At 57.4% G+C, this 19,020-nt stretch carries 17 protein-coding genes and 1 tRNA gene; 8 read left to right on the forward strand and 10 right to left on the reverse strand.

All coding sequences use genetic code 11. The annotated features are described in order from the left end of the window. Positions 1-17: 17 nt before the first annotated feature. Positions 18-1,454, forward strand: a complete 1,437-nt coding sequence (mgtE, locus tag ACMWKK_RS03055) for a magnesium transporter (RefSeq protein WP_045327976.1) — start codon at positions 18-20, stop codon at positions 1,452-1,454. On the opposite strand, the gene ACMWKK_RS03060 is transcribed toward mgtE, so the two are convergent. Continuing rightward, positions 1,417-2,706, reverse strand: a complete 1,290-nt coding sequence (locus ACMWKK_RS03060; RefSeq protein ID WP_112779782.1) for a SulP family inorganic anion transporter — start codon at positions 2,704-2,706, stop codon at positions 1,417-1,419. The genes mgtE and ACMWKK_RS03060 overlap by 38 nt on opposite strands. A gap of 187 nt (positions 2,707-2,893) precedes the next feature. On the opposite strand from ACMWKK_RS03060, the gene mqo reads away from it, so the two are divergent. Further along, a complete protein-coding gene (gene mqo / locus ACMWKK_RS03065) occupies positions 2,894-4,543 on the forward strand; it encodes a malate dehydrogenase (quinone) (RefSeq protein WP_112779781.1) in 1,650 nt (549 codons plus the stop codon). A gap of 93 nt (positions 4,544-4,636) precedes the next feature. Here mqo and eco read toward each other — a convergent pair whose 3' ends face one another. Continuing rightward, positions 4,637-5,140, reverse strand: coding sequence for a serine protease inhibitor ecotin (eco, locus tag ACMWKK_RS03070; RefSeq protein ID WP_045327981.1), 504 nt, complete (start codon positions 5,138-5,140; stop codon positions 4,637-4,639). A 209-nt stretch (positions 5,141-5,349) separates the two neighbouring features. Between eco and ACMWKK_RS03075 the strand changes: the two genes are divergently transcribed. After that, positions 5,350-5,610 carry a DUF2534 family protein gene (locus ACMWKK_RS03075; RefSeq protein ID WP_070534233.1) on the forward strand — a complete coding sequence of 87 codons (261 nt, stop codon included), beginning with the start codon at positions 5,350-5,352 and terminating at the stop codon, positions 5,608-5,610. A gap of 125 nt (positions 5,611-5,735) precedes the next feature. After that, complete coding sequence (locus ACMWKK_RS03080; protein WP_112779780.1) at positions 5,736-6,923, forward strand: MFS transporter; 1,188 nt, start codon at positions 5,736-5,738, stop codon at positions 6,921-6,923. A gap of 37 nt (positions 6,924-6,960) precedes the next feature. Here the strand turns inward: ACMWKK_RS03080 and ACMWKK_RS03085 are convergent. From ACMWKK_RS03085 to ACMWKK_RS03095, 3 genes are all read right to left on the reverse strand, one after another. After that, a tRNA-Pro gene (locus tag ACMWKK_RS03085) sits at positions 6,961-7,037 on the reverse strand. Between the two features lie 72 nt (positions 7,038-7,109). Continuing rightward, positions 7,110-8,870, reverse strand: coding sequence for an LPS biosynthesis-modulating metalloenzyme YejM (yejM, locus tag ACMWKK_RS03090; protein WP_045327986.1), 1,761 nt, complete (start codon positions 8,868-8,870; stop codon positions 7,110-7,112). A gap of 19 nt (positions 8,871-8,889) precedes the next feature. Beyond that, on the reverse strand, positions 8,890-9,117 hold the full coding sequence (locus ACMWKK_RS03095) for a YejL family protein (protein WP_008500958.1): 228 nt from the start codon (positions 9,115-9,117) through the stop codon (positions 8,890-8,892). Positions 9,118-9,251: 134 nt separating this feature from the next. Between ACMWKK_RS03095 and yejK the strand changes: the two genes are divergently transcribed. Next, positions 9,252-10,259, forward strand: coding sequence for a nucleoid-associated protein YejK (gene yejK / locus ACMWKK_RS03100; RefSeq protein ID WP_032641831.1), 1,008 nt, complete (start codon positions 9,252-9,254; stop codon positions 10,257-10,259). 50 nt (positions 10,260-10,309) lie between these two features. On the opposite strand, the gene rplY is transcribed toward yejK, so the two are convergent. Together rplY and ACMWKK_RS03110 are read right to left on the reverse strand one after the other, a co-directional pair. Beyond that, positions 10,310-10,594 carry a 50S ribosomal protein L25 gene (gene rplY / locus ACMWKK_RS03105; RefSeq protein WP_008500956.1) on the reverse strand — a complete coding sequence of 95 codons (285 nt, stop codon included), beginning with the start codon at positions 10,592-10,594 and terminating at the stop codon, positions 10,310-10,312. A gap of 125 nt (positions 10,595-10,719) precedes the next feature. Beyond that, positions 10,720-12,480: a DEAD/DEAH box helicase gene (locus ACMWKK_RS03110; protein WP_112779779.1), complete on the reverse strand. Its 1,761-nt coding sequence runs from the start codon at positions 12,478-12,480 to the stop codon at positions 10,720-10,722. 281 nt (positions 12,481-12,761) lie between these two features. On the opposite strand from ACMWKK_RS03110, the gene rsuA reads away from it, so the two are divergent. The 3 genes from rsuA (at position 12,762) to ACMWKK_RS03125 (ending at position 15,304) form a co-directional block, all read left to right on the forward strand. Continuing rightward, positions 12,762-13,469, forward strand: a complete 708-nt coding sequence (gene rsuA, locus ACMWKK_RS03115; RefSeq protein WP_045327991.1) for a 16S rRNA pseudouridine(516) synthase RsuA — start codon at positions 12,762-12,764, stop codon at positions 13,467-13,469. Positions 13,470-13,484: 15 nt separating this feature from the next. Further along, the gene (locus ACMWKK_RS03120; RefSeq protein ID WP_112779778.1) at positions 13,485-14,681 is read left to right on the forward strand and encodes a Bcr/CflA family multidrug efflux MFS transporter; all 1,197 of its coding nucleotides are present in this window, start codon (positions 13,485-13,487) and stop codon (positions 14,679-14,681) included. A 278-nt stretch (positions 14,682-14,959) separates the two neighbouring features. Next, complete coding sequence (locus tag ACMWKK_RS03125; protein ID WP_032641823.1) at positions 14,960-15,304, forward strand: YejG family protein; 345 nt, start codon at positions 14,960-14,962, stop codon at positions 15,302-15,304. A gap of 3 nt (positions 15,305-15,307) precedes the next feature. Here ACMWKK_RS03125 and yejF read toward each other — a convergent pair whose 3' ends face one another. From yejF to ACMWKK_RS03140, 3 genes are read right to left on the reverse strand one after another with little or no spacing between them, the layout of a single operon-like run. Continuing rightward, positions 15,308-16,897: a microcin C ABC transporter ATP-binding protein YejF gene (gene yejF, locus ACMWKK_RS03130; protein WP_112779777.1), complete on the reverse strand. Its 1,590-nt coding sequence runs from the start codon at positions 16,895-16,897 to the stop codon at positions 15,308-15,310. A 1-nt stretch (position 16,898) separates the two neighbouring features. After that, on the reverse strand, positions 16,899-17,924 hold the full coding sequence (locus ACMWKK_RS03135) for an ABC transporter permease (protein WP_112779776.1): 1,026 nt from the start codon (positions 17,922-17,924) through the stop codon (positions 16,899-16,901). Then, a complete protein-coding gene (locus tag ACMWKK_RS03140) occupies positions 17,924-19,018 on the reverse strand; it encodes a microcin C ABC transporter permease YejB (protein WP_045327997.1) in 1,095 nt (364 codons plus the stop codon). The genes ACMWKK_RS03135 and ACMWKK_RS03140 overlap by 1 nt, the downstream gene beginning before the upstream one ends. Positions 19,019-19,020 lie beyond the last annotated feature (2 nt).

Here is a 19,020-nt window from a genome sequence, read left to right on the forward strand (position 1 = left end):
TCATGGATTTATGATTAATGTCGGTATTAAAGAAAAACAGCGCCAGGCAGCGTGACCAGGAGCGCGCGCGCCTCATCTGGCTTCTCACGACGGATAAGGCCGTCACGTCTACGCTATTAGGCAAACTGACCCTGGCTGAGCAATATGATGTCGGCACCCTTGCCGACGATATTGCTGAGGTAGGTGCGCTGGTTGCTCACTTACCCCCGCCGGACCTGGCGGATACCCTCGAAGCGCTTCCCTCGGAAGAGCGTCACGCCCTGTGGCGCCTGGTGCAGGATCACGAGCGCGGGCAGGTGCTGCTTGAGGCCTCCGAAAACGTCTGGGACGACCTGATCGACGAGATGAGCGACCGGGACATTCTCGATGCTCTGCAAACCCTGGATATCGACGAGCAGATTTACCTCGTTCAGCACCTGCCGCGAAACCTGACCGGTCGCCTGCTCGCGTCACTGCCTGCCGATGAACGCGCGCGCGTGCGTCAGGTGATGCACTACGAGAAAAACAGCGTCGGCGCAATCATGGAGTTCGGCGTTATCACGGTGCGCCCGGACGTGACGCTCGGCACCGTGCAGCGCTATCTGCGCCGCCTGGGCAAAATGCCGGATAACACCGATAAGCTGTTTGTCACCTCCCGGGATAAAACCCTGCTCGGCGAGCTGGAGCTGAAAACCATCCTGCTCAACAGCACCCAGCGGCGGGTGAGCGAGGTGATGGAAAACGAGCCGATGGTCTTTTCCCCGGAAGACGATGCGGAAAAAGCGGCGCGTACCTTCGAACGTGACGACCTCGTGAGTGCGGCGGTCGTGGATTCCGTCGGCAAGCTGATGGGGCGTCTGACCATCGATGAGATCGTTGACGTGGTCTATGAAGAAACCGACAACGACCTGCGCGCGCTCGGCGGGATCAGCGCCGAAGATGACGTCCATGCCTCCGTCGGCAAGGCGGTGAAAACGCGCTGGGCGTGGCTGGCCATTAACCTGTGCACCGCCTTTATCGCCTCCCGCGTGATTGACGGCTTTGAACACACCATTTCGCAGCTGGTGGCGCTGGCCTCGCTGATGCCGATTGTGGCCGGCATTGGCGGCAACACCGGGAACCAGACCATCACCATGATCGTTCGCGCGCTGGCGTTGGAAAATATTCAGCCCGGCAACTTTGCCTTTCTGATCTTCAGGGAGATGGGCGTGGCGCTGATCAACGGCCTGGTGTGGGGCGGTATTATGGGCGGCATCACCTGGTGGCTGTATGACGATATGGCCTTAGGCGGGGTGATGATGCTGGCGATGGTGCTGAATTTGCTGGTGGCCTCGATGATGGGCGTTATTATCCCGTTGACCATGACCAAGCTGGGGCGCGACCCCGCGGTGGGGTCGAGCGTGATGATTACCGCCATCACCGATACCGGCGGTTTCTTTATTTTTCTTGGGCTGGCGACGCTTTTTCTGCTTTAAGTCGTCGCATGATGCGGGCGGGGAGCAGGGCCATGACGATAATCCCGCCCAGCACGCCAATCGCCAGATTGCCGGTTGATACCGTGGCGGCAACGGTGACCAGCATGACTAGCGTTTCGGTAATCGGGGCTGTTTTTACCGTAGCCGGTTTTATGCTGTGCCAGCTGAAGGTTTTGACGGCAACAATCGCCATGATCCCGGCCAGCACCGCCATCGGAATTTTAGCCATCACGTCGCTGAGCGCCGTCACCAGGATCAGCAGCACGATGCCCGCCGCAAGGGTTGAAATGCGGCTTCGGCCTTTACCCATCTCCACGTTGACGATGGTTTGTCCGATCATCGCGCAGCCCGCAATGCCGCCGTAAAAACCGGCCAGAATATTGCCGACGCCCAGCCCGATGCTCTCACGGCGTTTACCTGACGGCGTCGCGGTCAGCTCATCCACCAGCTGTGCCGTCAGCAGGGATTCCAGCAGGCCGACAAACGCGATGCTTAACGCGCACGGCCAGATAATGCTCAGCGTCTGTAAATTGAGGGGGACCAGAAGTTCGGTAAGACCCGGCAAACCGCCGCTCATGGCGCCTTCATCGCCCACGGTCGGCAGGGTTTGACCGGTGGAAACGGTGAACACGGTAAGCACCACAATCGCAATCAGCGGGGAAGGAATACTTTTGATATAGCGCGGCACCCACAGCACGATCGGCAGCGTCAGGACGAACAGGCCCACAATCAGCGGGCTTCGGCTCCAGAAATGCGGCACCTGCGCGAAGAAGATCAAAATACCCAGGGCGTTCACAAACCCGGTCATGACCGACTGGGGAATAAAGCGCATCAGCCTTGCCATGCCCAGAACGCCAAACAGAATCTGAATCACGCCAGCCATCAGCACGGCGGGCAGAATGTACTGTACGCCGTGCTGATGCACCATGGGTCCAATTACCAGCGCCACGGAACCGGCCGCTGCCGTCACCATCGCCGGACGACCGCCCAGTACGGACAGGGCGAGACACAGCACCACGGAGGCGATCAGGCTGACTTTTGGGTCAACGCCCGCCACCACGGAAAATGAGATGACCTCGGGGATCAGCGCCAGGGCGGTAATGACGCCTGCCAGCGTTTCACGCGCCAGCAGCTGAGGGGAACGCAGCACGTTGGCTACGCGGTCTTCGGGGGAGACAGCAGAATGGGATAAGGACATAACGGTTCGCTGGTTAGGGCAGGCTTCCGTGCGCGCGATCACAAAACGCAACATACTAGCCAGTAAAACCGCGCTTTACCAGACGCTTCGATAATCCCTTACAAACAACCCATCATTAAATTTCACAATTACAATAATTTCTTAACCTTTAAACAATATTTAAAAGTTGTTACCGTGCCCCCGCAGCTTTTTTCACCTGCAATTTCCACGCATCAAGCACTTTTACACTAAGGCATAAATTATGAAAAAAATGACTGCCATGCTCTTTTCTCTGGCCGTGGGGCTTAACACCGTCTCCATGGCGGCGAAAGCTGACGCACCAAAAGAGCAGGAAACGGACGTCCTTTTAATTGGTGGCGGTATCATGAGCGCCACGCTGGGAACCTATCTGCAAGAACTGCAGCCGGACTGGTCCATGACCATGGTCGAGCGCCTTGATGGCGTGGCGCAGGAGAGTTCGAACGGCTGGAACAACGCCGGTACCGGACATTCGGCACTCATGGAACTGAACTATACGCCGCAGAAAAAGGACGGTTCCATTAGTATCGAGAAGGCGGTCGAGATCAACGAGGCATTCCAGATTTCTCGCCAGTTCTGGTCTCACCAGGTTAACAGCGGCGTGCTGCATGACCCGCACTCCTTCATCAACACCGTACCGCACATGAGCTTCGTGTGGGGCGAGCAGAACGTCAACTTCCTGCGCGCGCGCTACGCTGCGCTGCAGCAGAGCACGCTGTTCCGCGGGATGAAATACTCTGAAGACCACGCGCAGATCAAAGAGTGGGCACCGCTGGTCATGGAAGGGCGTGACCCGAACCAGAAAGTGGCGGCGACCCGTACCGAAATTGGTACCGACGTTAACTACGGTGAAATTACCCGTCAGCTGGTGACGTCGCTGAAGAAAAAAGAGAACTTCAACCTCCAGCTCAGCACCGAAGTGCGCGGCTTCAAGCGCAACGCGGATAACAGCTGGAGCGTGACCGTTGCCGATCTGAAAAACAACGAAGCCGAGCACGTCATCAAGGCGAAGTTTGTCTTTATCGGCGCGGGCGGGGCGGCGCTGAAGCTGCTGCAGGAGTCCGGTATTCCGGAAGCGGACGACTACGCGGGCTTCCCGGTGGGCGGTCAGTTCCTGGTATCCGATAACCCGGAAGTGGTGAATCGCCATCTGGCGAAAGTGTACGGCCAGGCTTCCGTGGGCGCACCGCCGATGTCTGTTCCGCATATCGACACCCGTATGCTTGATGGCAAACGCGTGGTGCTGTTTGGGCCGTTCGCGACCTTCTCCACTAAGTTCCTGAAAAATGGCTCACTGTGGGATCTGCTGAGCGCCACCACCACCTCTAACGTCAAGCCGATGATGGACGTGGGTCTGGATAACTTCGACCTGGTGAAATACCTGATTAGCCAGGTGATGCTCTCTGACGACGATCGTTTCGAGGCGCTGAAAGAGTACTATCCGCAGGCGAAGAAAGAAGACTGGCGTCTCTGGCAGGCGGGCCAGCGCGTACAGATCATCAAACGCGATCCGAAAGAGGGTGGCGTGCTGCGTCTGGGTACCGAAGTGGTGAGCGATAAGGATGGCACCATCGCCGCGCTGCTGGGTGCGTCACCGGGTGCGTCTACCGCTGCGCCAATCATGCTGCACCTGATGGAAAAAGTGTTTAAAGATAAAGTCGCCAGCCCGGAATGGCAGGCGAAGCTGAAAACCATTATTCCATCCTACGGCACGAAGCTGAACGGTAACGTGGACGCGACGGAGCAGGAGCTGGAATACACCAGCCGCGTACTTCAGCTGCAGTACATTAAACCGCAGGCTGCAGATGCTGCGCCTAAAGCGGAGCTGAAGCCTCAGCCGGAAAACAAACCGGTCGCGGATATCGCGCTGTAATGTAAAAAAGCCGGGTGGCGCTGACGCTTACCCGGCCTACGTTCGATATTATTTTGTAGGTCGGGTAAGGCGAAGCCGCCACCCGACTTATTTTTACCGTACTACCGCTTGTCCGACGTTCTCGTCCGCCTTCCACACGCGATACTTCACTTCCACGTTTTCAGGCGTATACACCACGATCGGCAGCTTGCTGTTGTAGCGCAGCAGAGCGTTGTCGCCCAGATACGCGGTCACAAATTTCTTCTCTTTCTTGCCGTCCGGGCAGGCCATCATGGTGGAGACCGGCGAGGTGACTTTATCAAAGACGTAGTAGTCGTAGCCCCAGCCTTCCAGGGTTTTGCTTTCCAGCTGGCCGCCCAGACGATGCTGGTTGCAGTCCACTTCCAGCGTCTTGCCAATCAACAGCTCCACTTTGAAATTCGCTTCATCCTGCTGCGCCGGCAGCTGAATGACCTGACGCTTCATCCCTTTGTCCGCTTTCGGATACGGGGCGACTTTTTCCAGCGGCTGCTCTTTTGGGGTTTCGCTGGCGAAAGCCGTGCCGCTGACACACGCGGCGGCGATGAGTGCGAGGGCAAATTTAGGTGCGTTTTTCATTGTCATTCCTTTATGTCAAAACGATCCTGCGCAGGTTAACATAACAACTATGAATAACTGGTGTTATTTACTTACATTTTCAGTATGAATAGCGTTATGCGCTTTTAATTGTCCAGTTTATTGGTTGTTTGTGCTGGTGTGGAGTCAGGTGTCAGTTCGTGTTATTTTAGGCTGTATATAATGTTATTCATCTGTAAAAGGGAAGAGAGATGGTTCGTGCAAAACTGAAAACGCCTGAAGGCCGCAAATTCCTCCTGGCGCTGCTGGTCGTGTTTATGATTGCTGCCGCGTGCGTGGGGCGCGCAACCATTGTGGGCGTTATCGAACAGTACAATATCCCCCTCTCTGCCTGGACAATCAGCATGTATGTCCTGCAATCGGCAATGATCTTCGTCTACAGCCTGGTGTTCACCGTTCTGCTGGCCATCCCGCTGGGCATTTTCTTCCTGGGTGGGCGTGAAAAGCACTAATCACTCACCGGGTAGAATCAAGCCAGCCTGCGGGCTGGCTTTTTTTATGTCAGATGATTTTTATTCGCATTTCCAGGATATTCTGTTCCGAACAAGATTGTTCGACATAAAGCAGGAGATGCGCAATGTTATCCCGGTTTGCAACGCTCAGCCGGATCCCGAAAGGCGTCTGGGTGGTGGGCGGCGTCAGCATGTGGATGGATATCTCCTCGGAAATCATTCACAGCCTGCTGCCGTTATTTATGGTCACGACGCTGGGTGCCAGCGTGATTTTCATTGGATTGATTGAAGGCCTGGCCGAGGCCACCGCGCTGTTTATCAAAGTGTTTTCCGGTGCCATCAGCGACTATCTGGGCAAACGTAAAGGACTGGCGGTTCTGGGCTACGGTCTGGGCGCGTTAAGTAAACCGTTGTTCGCTATCGCCTCATCCTCCGGCATGATTCTTGGGGCACGCTTAATCGATCGGGTAGGGAAGGGGATCCGCGGTGCGCCGCGCGATGCGCTGGTTGCCGATGTGACGCCGCCGGAACTCCGCGGCGCGGCCTTTGGACTGCGTCAGTCGATGGACACTATCGGCGCATTTCTCGGTCCGCTGCTGGCCGTAGGCCTAATGCTGCTGTGGAACGATGATTTTCGTACCATTTTCTGGATTGCGGTGATTCCCGGCGTACTCGCCGTAGCGCTGCTTTTCTTCGGCCTGCATGAGCCGAAAGCGCCCGTCGAGCATAAACGCACGAATCCCATCAAAAAAGAGAACCTCAGGCGTCTCGGAAAAGGCTGCTGGTGGGTTATTGGACTCGGGGCCATCTTCACGCTCGCACGTTTCAGTGAAGCATTTCTGGTGCTGCGCGCTCAGCAGTCGGGGGTGCCGCTGGCGCTCATCCCGCTGGTGATGGTGGCCATGAATCTGCTCTATTTCCTTTCTGCCTACCCGTTTGGAAAGTTATCCGACGCGATGAGCCACACCCGATTATTGCAGTGGGGTCTGGTGATGCTGATTGGGGCGGACATTGTGCTGGCGCTGAGCACCCACTGGGCGGGAATGCTGCTGGGCGTTGCGCTTTGGGGAGTGCATATGGGGATGACGCAGGGGCTGCTGGCGGCAATGATTGCGAAAACCGCGCCTGCGGATCTGCGCGGTACGGCTTTTGGTATTTTTAGTCTGGTCAGCGGGGTGGGGTTGTTAGTTGCCAGCCTGGGGGCTGGAGCCATCTGGGAAACGTTTGGCGCGGAATATACGTTTTATGCCGGAGCGGTGATTTGTCTGGTTACGCTGGTGTATCTGCGCAAAACGCCGGACGAGGCGAAATAAAAAACCAGCCGTAAAAGGCTGGTTTTCAAAGTATTTTTGGTCGGCACGAGAGGATTTGAACCTCCGACCCCCGACACCCCATGACGGTGCGCTACCAGGCTGCGCTACGTGCCGACGCATAGAAAGAATAGTACTCGATTCCGCTTTGAATGCAAGGGAATCCGTCGCTAACTGGTTTATTATTAATCAGTTAGCGATGAAGCGCTTCTCATCCGTCAGGACCTGCAGCAGCAGGCTCAGCTGCGGTTTCTGGTCTTTCAGCCGTTCACCCTGCAGGTTATACGTCTGGTAATTCCCGTTGTTGTTCAGCACCAGCGTTAGCTTCGGCGTGGTCACCGCCAGCGTATTATTTCCCGCCGCCGTGACCCAGTTATGGCGGCGTGCGGCGCTGAAGAGATCCTGGCCCTGGGAATACTCGTTTGCAGGCGTGCTGACGTGCAGCAGGCGTTGCATCAGGGTCGTCATGACATCTTTATGCTCGGTAAGCATATTGATGCGCTGTGCCGGCGTGCCCGGCCAGTGGACGATCAGCGGAACCTGAAGGTTCGGGCGTGACCAGCTCATACTCTTCGTCTCATTACCTAACGGGATGCCATGCCCTGCGGTGACGATCACCACGGTGTTGTCCAGCTTGCCTGACGCGCGTAACGCATCAAGCACGCGGCCAATCTGTGCATCAACATCGCCCGCCGCGCGGCCATAGCGGCGCGCGAAATCATTCTGGTTGCTGTTCGCAAGCGTTGTGCCGTTAAAGGCAACCCACGAGAACCAGCGGTTATCTTCCTGGGCGTAGCGCTGGAGCCAGTTTATCCACTGGCTGGCGGTCTGCGCATCGGACTGATTCTGTGCCGCCGGCAGAGAGAAATCGGACAGCAGCGCCTGGCGGTAGAGCGGGCTGTTGAAGCCATCGGAGGAGAACAACCCAAGCTGATAGCCTTGCTGATTCAGCCCGGTGATCAGCGCCGCAGGCGTGCGGGTAGACAGAACGCCGTCCATATAGCCGGCTGAAATGCCATAGAAGAGGCCAAAGATGCCCGCATCGGTTGTGTTACCGGAGCTCATATGCTGAGTAAACGAGACGTTTTGACTCGCGAAATCGGCGAGCACCGGCATCTGCTTCTCGTAACGGGAATAGTTCAGACCATCCACGGTGATCAGCAGGACGTTTTGTCCGCGGCCCATATCGCGATAGCGCAGGTCGCTCAGCGGATACTGCACGCTGACGGCTTCCGGATTACCCTGTTCGACCAGGCGGCGCTGGTACTCCTGCGCATCAAGCAGGCCGTGTTTCTCAAGGAAGCGACGGGCCGTCATCGGATAGGAGAGCGGCAGGTTGGCGCGCTGCATGGTAATCGGGCGATAGAAGTTCGCATCCGCCCAGATGTACATGATGTGCGAACTGATAAAGGAGACGAAAAAGAGCGCGGCGACGGGCTTCGCGTAGTGGCGTCGACGGGTCAGGCTGCGCAGTTTTTGCCAGCTCCAGGTGGCAAACAGCATCTCAATCAGCAGGATCGCCGGAACGCTGATAAACATCAGCTGCCAGTCGCGTGCCGTTTCGTTCTGGTCGGGGTTAATCACCAGTTCCCAGACGATGGGGTTGAGATGGAGATGGAAGCGGGTGAAGACTTCACTGTCGATAAGCAGCAGCGTCATCCCCACCGTCGCAAGGATGACGGACAAGAACCGCATCAGACGCTGCGACATGACGATAAACGTCAGAGGGAACAGGATCAGCAGATAGGTGGCGAAAACCAAAAAGCTAAAGTGTCCGACAACGCTTATCCAGGAGTAGATACGCCCGGTTAGCGTGGTTGGCCAGTCTGCGACAAACAGATAGCGACAGCCAATGACCGCCGCCAGCAGAATGTTGAACAGGGCAAACCAGTGCCCCCAGCTGACCATCTGGGAGACTTTTTCACGATAGCGCTGACGATTCGTCACCATAAACTGTTGTTCGTATCCCTTAATGGGCCGGGTCGTTGCTGACGGACGATTGTAAAGCCTGGGCGAAAGATTTTGCGATCGCCTGACGCTGAGCCGGAGCAACGCTGGTGTTAATCAGGTTGGTGACCATATTTCCCAAAACCATCAGGGAGAGATCGGTCGGCGTTTTATGTTTTTCCAGTACGTTGACCAGCTCACTGAGCAGTTGTTCAACGTGTTCATCACTGTAGCGGGAATGTTGTGGCATAAATCAAAATCAGTTTGTTGATGAAAGGGCAACATATTACCGTAGCAACAGCTTTTTTTCCCCTTTTTTATCTGTTGTTGCACACATGTCCTGGTGGTGGTTGAATACCGCCCGGTCTAAAAGGAGAGTTTATCATGAGTCTGGAAATCAACCAGATTGCCTTGCACCAGCTTATCAAGCGTGATGAGCAAACCCTTGAAGTGGTGCTGCGCGATTCGTTACTGGAACCCACGGCGACCGTGGTGGAGATGATGGCAGAGCTGCATCGCGTCTACAGCGCCAAAAATAAAGCCTATGGTCTGTTCAGCGAAGAGAGTGAACTGGCTGATAGCCTGCGCCTGCAGCGTCAGGGCGAGGAGGATTTCCTGGCGTTTAGCCGCGCCGCAACCGGGCGTCTGCGCGACGAGCTGGCGAAATATCCCTTCGCCGACGGCGGGATCGTGCTGTTCTGCCACTACCGCTATCTGGCGGTCGAGTATCTGCTGGTTTCCGTGCTGAACAACTTAAGCAGCATGCGCGTGAACGAGCAGCTGGACATTAGCTCAACGCATTATCTGGATATCAACCATGCGGATATCGTGGCGCGTATTGATTTGACCGAATGGGAAACCAACCCGGAGTCGACTCGCTACCTGACTTTTCTGAAGGGGCGCGTGGGCCGCAAAGTGGCGGATTTCTTTATGGATTTCCTGGGTGCCAGCGAAGGTCTCAACGCCAAAGCGCAGAACAAAGGGCTGCTCCAGGCGGTAGACGACTTCACGGCTGAAGCGCAGCTCGATAAATCTGAGCGCCAGACGGTGCGCCAGCAGGTTTACAGCTACTGCAACGAACAGCTGCAGGCAGGGGAAGAGATTGAGCTGGAGTCGCTGTCAAAAGAGCTGGCGGGCGTCAGCGAAGTCAGCTTCCAGGAATTTACCGCAGAAAAGGGCTATGAGCTCGAAGAGAGCTTCCCGGCGGATCGCAGCACGCTGCGTCAGCTAACCAAGTTTGCCGGTAGCGGCGGTGGGTTAACCATCAACTTTGACGCGATGCTGCTGGGGGAACGTATCTTCTGGGATCCGGCCACCGACACGCTGACCATCAAAGGCACGCCGCCGAACCTGCGCGATCAGCTTCAGCGCCGCACGTCGGGCGGTAAATAGCAGGCACAAAAAACCCCGCAGAAGCGGGGTTTTTTTCGACGTGTTTGCGATTACGCGCGAACGAAGTCGATGTGAGTCAGTTTTGGCTTGAACGCGTGACGCTGAACAGCCTGAACTTTCACTTTTTCTTCTTTACCGCCAACAACGATGGTCAGAACTTCGCTGTAGAATTCAGCTTTGGTCTGCAGGTTCCACAGTTTGTCGTGATCCAGTTCGATTGCAACTGGAGCAGCTTCGCCACCGTAAACGATAGCCGGGAACTTGTTAGCGGTACGCAGGCGGCGGCTCGCACCCTTACCCTGCACGTTACGTACTTCTGCTTCGATAGTAAACATTGATTTCTCTCTGTATTTAAAACCCTACTACAGGCGACCCAGCAGCAGGCGAGTGTTCTGCCTCACGGATGTGAAGCGGGCGGCATTTTATACTCAAATGCCCCTCACATCAATGAAAAGTCCCGCTACCCGCGCAATTCGTTGGCGCGACGGAAGCGCCCTTCGTAGTCAAAGACCTTCTCACGTATCTGCCAGAACTGACCTTTTTTGCGGGCGACCACGAAATCGGGGTGGCGCAGCAGCACCTGCTGATGCACGATATCGGCCACGGTGATCCAGCGCAGGGGCACGCCCGGCGTGCGGGTGTGCGGGCGGATAAACAGCTGTTCGAAGGCCATTCGCTGGGCGGGCGTCTGCACCCGGAAGCGCTCGCTGACGTCCGCCCCGTCTTCATCGTAATAGGTGATTTTCAACCATTCGCCTTTTTCATCGGCACCGGGCTGTAAGGCCATGCCGGAACAGCGTAGCACCAGCGCGTCCTTCAGCTTTAATGCCGCTTTCAGCATATCGTCCGGATCAACCAGCACCGTGTCGCACTCGCGGCAGCGGCGAGCGGCAATGTCGTTTTCGGCGTTGCACTGCGGGCAGTTTTTAAAGCGGAAACGAAAATCGCACTGCTCGCGATGCCCGTCATCATCTTCAAACCAGCCCTGACAGCGGCGGCCAAAGTGTTCGATGAGCGTGCCGTCGGCGGTGGTTTTGCCCCAGAAGGTGTTGGCAAACCCGCAGGCAGGGCAAAAGACCTGCACGGGCACGTTGTCGCTTTTCCCTTTTGGCGCGCCGACCTCTGGCGTATAGAGATCGTGCGGGTTACCGGCATAATCCAGAATCAGGCAGTCGGTTTTTCCCGGGGCCAGACGCAGGCCGCGACCAACAATCTGCTGATACAGGCTGACGGATTCGGTCGGGCGCAAAATGGCAATCAGATCGACGTGCGGGGCGTCAAAGCCGGTGGTCAATACCGAGACGTTGACCAGATAGCGGAACCGCTGGGCCTTAAACGCGTTAATCAGGCTGTCGCGCTCCGCACCGGGCGTCTCACCGGTGATTAACGCCGCGTCGCCGGAGGGCAGCAAGCCGGTGATTTCGCGCGCGTGCTCAACGGTGGCGGCAAAGATCATCACCCCTTTGCGCGTCGCGGCGAACTCCTCTATCTGGCTGACGATATGCGGCGTAATGCGCTTTTGCTTTTTCAGCTCCTGGTTGAGTTCGGCTTCGCTGAATAACCCGTTGCTCTGCGCCTGCAGGCGGCTGAAATCGTACTGCACCACCGGCATATCCAGCCGCTCGGGCGGCGTCAGGTAGCCATGTTTAATCATGTAGCGCAGCGGAAGTTCGTAGATACAGTCGCTGAACAGCGCTTTTTCATCGCCACGCACCATGCCGTGATAATGGTAGCGATAGATCCAGCCTTTCCCCAGGCGAAACGGGGTTGCCGTCAGGCCGAGCAGGCGCAGGTGAGGGTTCACCGCTTTAAGGTGAGTCAGGATTTGCTGATACTGGCTGTCGTCGTCATCGCTGATGCGGTGGCATTCGTCGACAATCAGCAGCGAAAATTCGCTGCGAAACCGATCCAGATTGCGGGCCACCGACTGCACGCTGCCAAAGACCACTTTGCCGTGGCTCTCTTTGCGCTTCAGCCCGGCCGCGAAAATATCGGCTTCCAGCCCAAGCGCACGGTACTTGGCATGGTTTTGCTCGACAAGCTCTTTGACGTGCGCCAGCACCAGCACGCGGCCGCGGGCCAGGCGCGCCAGTTCGGCGATGACCAGGCTTTTGCCTGCGCCGGTCGGGAGCACAATCGCCGCCGGCTCGCGATGTTTACGGAACCAGGCGAGGGTGGCGTCAACGGCTTCCTGCTGATAGGGACGAAGTGTAAAAGTCATAGGGTCTCGGTTTCGTTATTCCGCACATATACCCGTCATACTTCAAGTTGCCTGTGCGTTGGCTGCACTCGTTCACCCCGGTCACTTACTTATGTAAGCTCCCGGGGATTCACTCCTTTGCCGCCTGCATGCAACTCGAATTATTTAGGGTATAGATAGTATGCCACGAAACTTTTTCCCTTGAGTGGCGCAACCAGACCATTATACTGAACCGTTCCAGACTGCTTCTTTTTTCGGACCCGTTGTCCGACTTCCAGCACCATTAAGGCTAAAAAGATTTCATGCGACTTGATAAGTTTATCGCTCAGCAACTCGGCGTAAGCCGCGCTATTGCCGGGCGCGAAATTCGCGCCAGCCGCGTTACCGTGGATGGCGACATTGTGAGAGACAGCGCGTTCAAACTGCAACCTGACCATCAGGTGGCGTATGACGGCAATCCGCTGACCCAGCAGCACGGTCCGCGCTACTTCATGCTCAACAAGCCGGAAGGATACGTCTGCTCAACGGACGATCCGGATCACCCGACGGTGCTCTATTTCCTCGATGAACCGGTGGCGCACAAGCTGCACGCCGCAGGCCGTCTCGATATCGACACCACCGGGCTGGTGCTGATGACCGACGACGGGCAGTGGTCGCACCGCATCACCTCTCCGCGCCATCACTGCGAGAAAACCTATCTGGTCACGCTGGAGTCGCCGGTTGCGGATGACACGGCAGAGCACTTTGCGAAAGGCGTTCAGCTGCATAATGAAAAAGACCTGACCAAACCGGCGGTGCTTGAGGTGATCACGCCGACGGAAGTTCGCCTGACCATCAGTGAAGGGCGCTACCATCAGGTGAAACGCATGTTTGCCGCGGTGGGGAACCACGTTGTTGGCCTGCACCGCGAGCGGATTGGTGCGATTGAACTCGATCCCGACCTGGCGCCAGGCGAATATCGCCCGTTAACGGAAGAAGAGATCGCCAGCGTCGGTCTGCCTTCGCACTAATTTCAGGAGAGCTCTGTGACCACCAGGCCACACTCGTCGTTCAAAATCGTCTTCATTCTTGGCCTGCTGGCCATGCTGATGCCGCTGTCTATTGATATGTACCTGCCCGCGCTGCCGGTGATTTCCGCGCAGTTTGGCGTCCCGGCGGGCAGCGCACAGATGACGCTCAGCACCTATATTCTCGGCTTTGCCCTCGGCCAGCTGTTTTATGGCCCGATGGCGGACAGCCTTGGACGCAAGCCCGTCATTCTGGGCGGGACGCTGGTCTTTGCGGCCGCGGCGGTTGCCTGTGCGCTGGCGCAGAGTATTGACCAGCTCATCGTCATGCGCTTCCTGCACGGACTGGCCGCTGCTGCTGCGAGCGTGGTGATCAACGCCCTGATGCGCGATATCTACCCGAAAGAAGAGTTCTCCCGCATGATGTCGTTTGTCATGCTGGTGACGACGATTGCGCCGCTGGTGGCGCCGATGGCAGGTGGTGCGGTGCTGGCGTGGTTTAGCTGGCATGTCATTTTCTGGATCCTGGCCCTGGCCGCGCTGCTGGCTTCGGCGATGATTTTCTTCTTTATTGATGAAACGCTTCCCGTCGAGCGCCGCCAGACGTTCCACATTCGCACCACAATGGGCAACTTCGCCTCGCTGTTTCGCCACAAGCGCGTGCTGAGCTATATGCTGGCGAGCGGGTTCAGCTTTGCCGGGATGTTCTCCTTTCTGAGCGCCGGGCCGTTTGTCTACATCGAGCTGAACCACGTTTCGCCGCAGCACTTCGGCTATTACTTTGCGCTGAACATCGTCTTCCTGTTCATCATGACCATCATCAACAGCCGCTTTGTCCGGCGGGTGGGGGCGCTGAATATGTTCCGCGCCGGGCTGTGGATCCAGTTTGTGATGGCTATCTGGCTGGTGGCGAGCGCGTTTCTCGGCGTGGGCTTCTGGGCGCTGGTGGTCGGCGTGGCGGCCTTTGTCGGCTGCGTGTCGATGGTGTCATCCAACGCGATGGCGGTGATCCTGGATGAGTTTCCGCACATGGCGGGAACCGCATCATCCCTGGCGGGGACGTTCCGCTTCGGCATCGGCGCTATTGTTGGCGCGTTGCTGTCGATGGCCACCTTTACGACGGCATGGCCCATGCTGTGGGCGATGGCGTTTTGCGCAACCGGCTCGATACTCTTCTATCTCTACGCCAGTCGACCGCGAAAAGCGGCGCACTAAAATACAGAGAAGGCCCGGCAGGGCCTTTTTTGTTGACGCATATCAACCAAACCCCGTTCGTTTATGCTGTGTTTGTTTATTTTATGTAAAATCTATTTGTGTAAAAAGTCACATCATTGTATTCAAAAAGGTTGAGTTAGATCGCAGAAACGGGTACATATAGCGCCGACGCGAGCCTGGATACCGATAAAAAAGCGCTGAATAGTGCAGGCTGGCAATGATGTGTTACTATAAATGTAAATAAATTGTGAAGTAAATTTTGCTTCCGGGGAACGAACGTGAATACATTACAACTTTCTATTGTCCATCGCTTGCCCCAGAGCTATCGCTGGTCGGCGGGTTTTGCTGGTTCGAAAGTTGAACCGATTCCGCAAAACGTCGCGGGCTGTGACAACTGCCTGGTGGCGCTCAAGCTGCTGAGCCCGAGCGACGAAAATGCATGGCGGGTGATGGAGCGTCTCAGCCAGGCCCTGACGGATATCGAAGTGGACAGCTCCGTGCTGGAGTGCGAAGGTGAGCCGTGCCTGTTTGTGAAAAGCCAGGACGAGTTTGCCGCCACCTGCCGCCTGAAGAATTTTGGCGTTGCGATTGCCGAGCCTTTTTCCGGCCAGTACCCGTTCTGACCGCTAGTCCGCCGACAACAGCTGGCGCGTGTAGCGCTGCGTTGGCGCGCTGAACACGCGCTGGCACTCGCCCTGCTCGACCACCTCTCCCTGACGCAACACAATCACCTGATGGCATAGCGCCCGCACCACCTGTAGATCATGGCTGATAAAAATATAGGCCAGCCGGTGCTTTTCCTGAAGCCCTTTCAGCAGCGCCAGGATCTGCGCCTGAACGGTTCTGTCCAGCGACGACGTCGGTTCATCCAGAATAATCAGCTCCGGTTTGAGGATCAGCGCGCGGGCGATGGCGATACGCTGGCGCTGCCCGCCGGAGAACTCAGCCGGATAGCGGTGGCGCGTCTCGGCATCTAAACCCACTTCGGCCATGACCCGCATGACCTCCTGCTCGCGCTGCTGCGCGCTCAGGCCAGGCTGGTGCACGCGCAGGCCCTCTTCGATAATCTGTAACACGCTGAGCCGCGGGTTAAGCGAGGAGTTGGGATCCTGAAACACCACCTGCATGCGGGGCCGCACGGGCAGCATCTGGCGGCGGCTCCAGCGGTGCAGCGGCATGTCGTCAAAGAGGATCTCGCCCTCGGAGGCAATCAGGCGCAGCAGCGCCAGACCGGTGGTGCTTTTACCCGACCCGGATTCGCCCACCAGCCCCAGGGATTCCCCCGGGCGCAGCGAGAAGCGGATGTTTTTCAGCACCAAGTTGCGATCGACAACGCGCCGCAGAATACCTTTGCGGATCGGGAACGAAACGGAGAGATCCTCAACGCGCAGCAATGGCGTGCTGTCGGCCGTGAGGGGAACCGGGTCGCCTGAGGGTTCGCTGTCGAGCAGCCGCTGCGTATAGGGGTGCTGCGGCGCGCTCAGCAGCGTGGAGGCGCTGTTCTGTTCCACACAGCGTCCGTTTTGCATCACCGCGATGCTGTCGGCCAGCTTTCTCACAATGCTCAGGTTGTGCGTGATAAACAGCAGGCTCATGTTCAGCTCGTCGCGCAGCTCCCGCAGCAGCGTCAGTATTTGCGCCTGTACCGTCACGTCCAGCGCCGTTGTGGGTTCGTCGGCAATCAACAGCTCGGGGCGCGTGAGCAGGGCCATGGCGATCATCACCCGCTGGCGCTCGCCGCCGGAAAGCTGATGCGGGAAATCATTCAGCCGTTTGGCCGCGTTGCGGATGCCGGTGCGTTCCAGACAGTCCAGAATTTCGCCCCGCGCGGCCTCTTTGCGCATCCCCCTGTGCAGGGAGAGCACTTCATAGAGCTGTTTTTCCAGGCTGTGCAGGGGGTTAAGTGAAACCATCGGCTCCTGGAAGATCATCGCGATTTTATTGCCGCGAATGCCGCGCAGGGTAGGTTCGTCGGCGTGCAGCAGCGAACGGCCGTGGAACAGAATATCCCCCTGCGGGTAGCTGACCGGCGGAGAAGGCAGTAGCCGCAGGATGGAGAGCGCCGAGACGCTCTTGCCTGAACCCGACTCACCCACCAGGGCGAGCGTTTCACCGGGCTGGATCTGCAGCGACAGGTCGCTGACCACGGTGCGCGTCTCGCCCTGCGTGGAAAAAGCAATCGACAGGTTATCAATGCTGAGAAGAGGCTGGGTCATCTTATACCGCCTTGTTCGGATCGAAGGCATCGCGCACGGCTTCGCCGATAAAAATCAGCAGCGACAGCAGCACGGCGACGGAAAGAAAGGCGGCGATGCCTAACCACGGCGCCTGCAGGTTGTTCTTGCCCTGCAGCAGCAGTTCGCCGAGCGACGGAGAGCCCAGCGGCAGGCCGAAGCCCAGAAAATCCAGCGAGGTGAGGGTGGTGATGGAGCTGCAGAGAATAAACGGCAGGAAGGTAAGCGTGGCCACCACGGCGTTGGGCAGCATATGGCGGAAGATGATCCCCCGGTCGCTCACGCCAAGCGCCTGCGCGGCGCGAATGTAGTCGAAATTGCGGGTACGCAGAAACTCGGCCCGCACCACGCCCACCAGCGCCATCCAGCCGAACAGGACGGTGATGCCTAACAGCCACCAGAAGTTGGGCTGCACCACGCTGGAAAGCAGGATGATCAAAAACAGCGTCGGCATGCCTGACCAGACTTCAATCACCCGCTGGCCCCACAGGTCAATTTTCCCGCCGTAGTAGCCCTGAACGGCGCCCGCTACCACGCCCATCACGCTGGAAAAGAGCGTCAGCATCAGCCCAAAGAGCAGCGAAATGCGCGTGCCGTAAAGGATGCGCGCCAGCACGTCACCGCCGTTGGCATCCGTTCCCAGCCAGTTTTGCGCGGAGGGCGGGGAAGGGAAGGGAGTTGTGGTAGCAAAGTTAATGCTGTTTGCGCCAAAGCGTATCGGCGCCCAGAGCGCCCAGCCGTGCTGCTCAATCTGCTGGCGAAGCCACGGATCCTGATACTCCGCCGGCGTCGCAAACGGGCCGCCAAAGTCGCTTTCGCTGTAGTTGGCGATCGCCGGCACGTACCAGCGGTCGTTAAAATGCACCAGCAGCGGCTTGTCGTTAGCGATCAGCTCCGAACACATGCTCAAGGCAAACAGGACGGCAAAAATCCACAGCGACCAGTAGCCTCGGCGGTTGTGGCGAAAGCGGGCCCAGCGGGCCTGGTTGACGGGGCTTAAACGCGGCATCAGCGGCCCTCAAAATCAATTCGGGGATCGACCAGCGTATAGCTGATATCGCTGATGATATTCAGCAGCAGGCCAATCAGGGTAAAAATATAGAGCGTGCCGAACATGACCGGATAGTCACGCGATACGGTAGCCTCATAGCCCAGCAGCCCCAGACCGTTGAGCGAGAACATCACCTCGATCAGCAGCGAGCCGGTAAAAAACATGCCGATAAACGTGGCCGGGAATCCGGCGATCACCAGCAGCATGGCGTTGCGAAACACGTGTTTCCACATGATCTGCTTCTCGCTCACGCCCTTGGCGCGGGCAGTCACAACGTACTGCTTGCGAATTTCATCGAGAAAGGAATTTTTGGTCAACATGGTCAGGGCGGCAAACCCGCCAATGACCGTGGCCAGTACCGGCAGCGTGATATGCCAGAGGTAGTCGGTGATTTTCTGATACCACGGCAGGGAACTGAAATCGGCGGAGACCAGCCCCCGCAGCGGGAAGAGGTCGAAATAGCTGCCCCCGGCAAAAAAAACGATCAGCAGGACGGCAAACAGGAACGCCGGAATGGCATAGCCGATGATAATGAACGTGCTGCTCCAGATATCAAACCGGCTGCCGTTATGTACCGCTTTGCGGATCCCGAGCGGTATAGAGACCAGATAGATAATCAGCGTTCCCCACAGCCCCAGCGTGATCGAAACCGGCAGGCTTTGCTTAATCAACGTTAACACTGACGCGCTGCGAAACAAGCTGTCGCCAAAATCAAAGCGGATGTAATCCCAGAGCATTTTGAAATAGCGCTCGTGAATAGGTTTGTCAAAGCCGTAGCGGTGGGTGATCTCGGCGATCACCTCCGGATCCAGCCCGCGTCCGCCGCGATAATGGCTTTCACTGATATTGCCAACCCCGGTTCGCGCATGGCTCGCGCCCATGCCTTCACCGCCGCCGCCCGGCATGCCGCCGCTGTTGCCAAATTCAATGGCGGCAATGGCCTGATCGACCGGGCCGCCAGGGGCGATTTGCACGATAAAAAAGTTAATCGTGATGATGGCCCACAGGGTGGGGATGACCAGCAGGAGACGACGGATAAGATAGGCGCCCATAA

This window comes from Enterobacter sp. 01-M-03-SI-ECC, assembly GCF_047530215.1.
In the GTDB taxonomy this organism is placed as follows: Bacteria; Pseudomonadota; Gammaproteobacteria; order Enterobacterales; family Enterobacteriaceae; genus Enterobacter; species Enterobacter chengduensis.

Bases quoted from the DNA above. Each gene is read 5' to 3' on its own strand.
- mgtE (WP_045327976.1), top strand. From the start codon at position 18: ATGTCGGTATTAAAGAAAAACAGCGCCAGGCAGCGTGACCAGGAGCGC.
- ACMWKK_RS03060 (WP_112779782.1), bottom strand. From the start codon at position 2,706: ATGTTGCGTTTTGTGATCGCGCGCACGGAAGCCTGCCCTAACCAGCGA.
- mqo (WP_112779781.1), top strand. From the start codon at position 2,894: ATGAAAAAAATGACTGCCATGCTCTTTTCTCTGGCCGTGGGGCTTAAC.
- eco (WP_045327981.1), bottom strand. From the start codon at position 5,140: ATGAAAAACGCACCTAAATTTGCCCTCGCACTCATCGCCGCCGCGTGT.
- ACMWKK_RS03075 (WP_070534233.1), top strand. From the start codon at position 5,350: ATGGTTCGTGCAAAACTGAAAACGCCTGAAGGCCGCAAATTCCTCCTG.
- ACMWKK_RS03080 (WP_112779780.1), top strand. From the start codon at position 5,736: ATGTTATCCCGGTTTGCAACGCTCAGCCGGATCCCGAAAGGCGTCTGG.
- yejM (WP_045327986.1), bottom strand. From the start codon at position 8,870: ATGGTGACGAATCGTCAGCGCTATCGTGAAAAAGTCTCCCAGATGGTC.
- ACMWKK_RS03095 (WP_008500958.1), bottom strand. From the start codon at position 9,117: ATGCCACAACATTCCCGCTACAGTGATGAACACGTTGAACAACTGCTC.
- yejK (WP_032641831.1), top strand. From the start codon at position 9,252: ATGAGTCTGGAAATCAACCAGATTGCCTTGCACCAGCTTATCAAGCGT.
- rplY (WP_008500956.1), bottom strand. From the start codon at position 10,594: ATGTTTACTATCGAAGCAGAAGTACGTAACGTGCAGGGTAAGGGTGCG.
- ACMWKK_RS03110 (WP_112779779.1), bottom strand. From the start codon at position 12,480: ATGACTTTTACACTTCGTCCCTATCAGCAGGAAGCCGTTGACGCCACC.
- rsuA (WP_045327991.1), top strand. From the start codon at position 12,762: ATGCGACTTGATAAGTTTATCGCTCAGCAACTCGGCGTAAGCCGCGCT.
- yejF (WP_112779777.1), bottom strand. From the start codon at position 16,897: ATGACCCAGCCTCTTCTCAGCATTGATAACCTGTCGATTGCTTTTTCC.
- ACMWKK_RS03135 (WP_112779776.1), bottom strand. From the start codon at position 17,924: ATGCCGCGTTTAAGCCCCGTCAACCAGGCCCGCTGGGCCCGCTTTCGC.
- ACMWKK_RS03140 (WP_045327997.1), bottom strand. From the start codon at position 19,018: ATGGGCGCCTATCTTATCCGTCGTCTCCTGCTGGTCATCCCCACCCTG.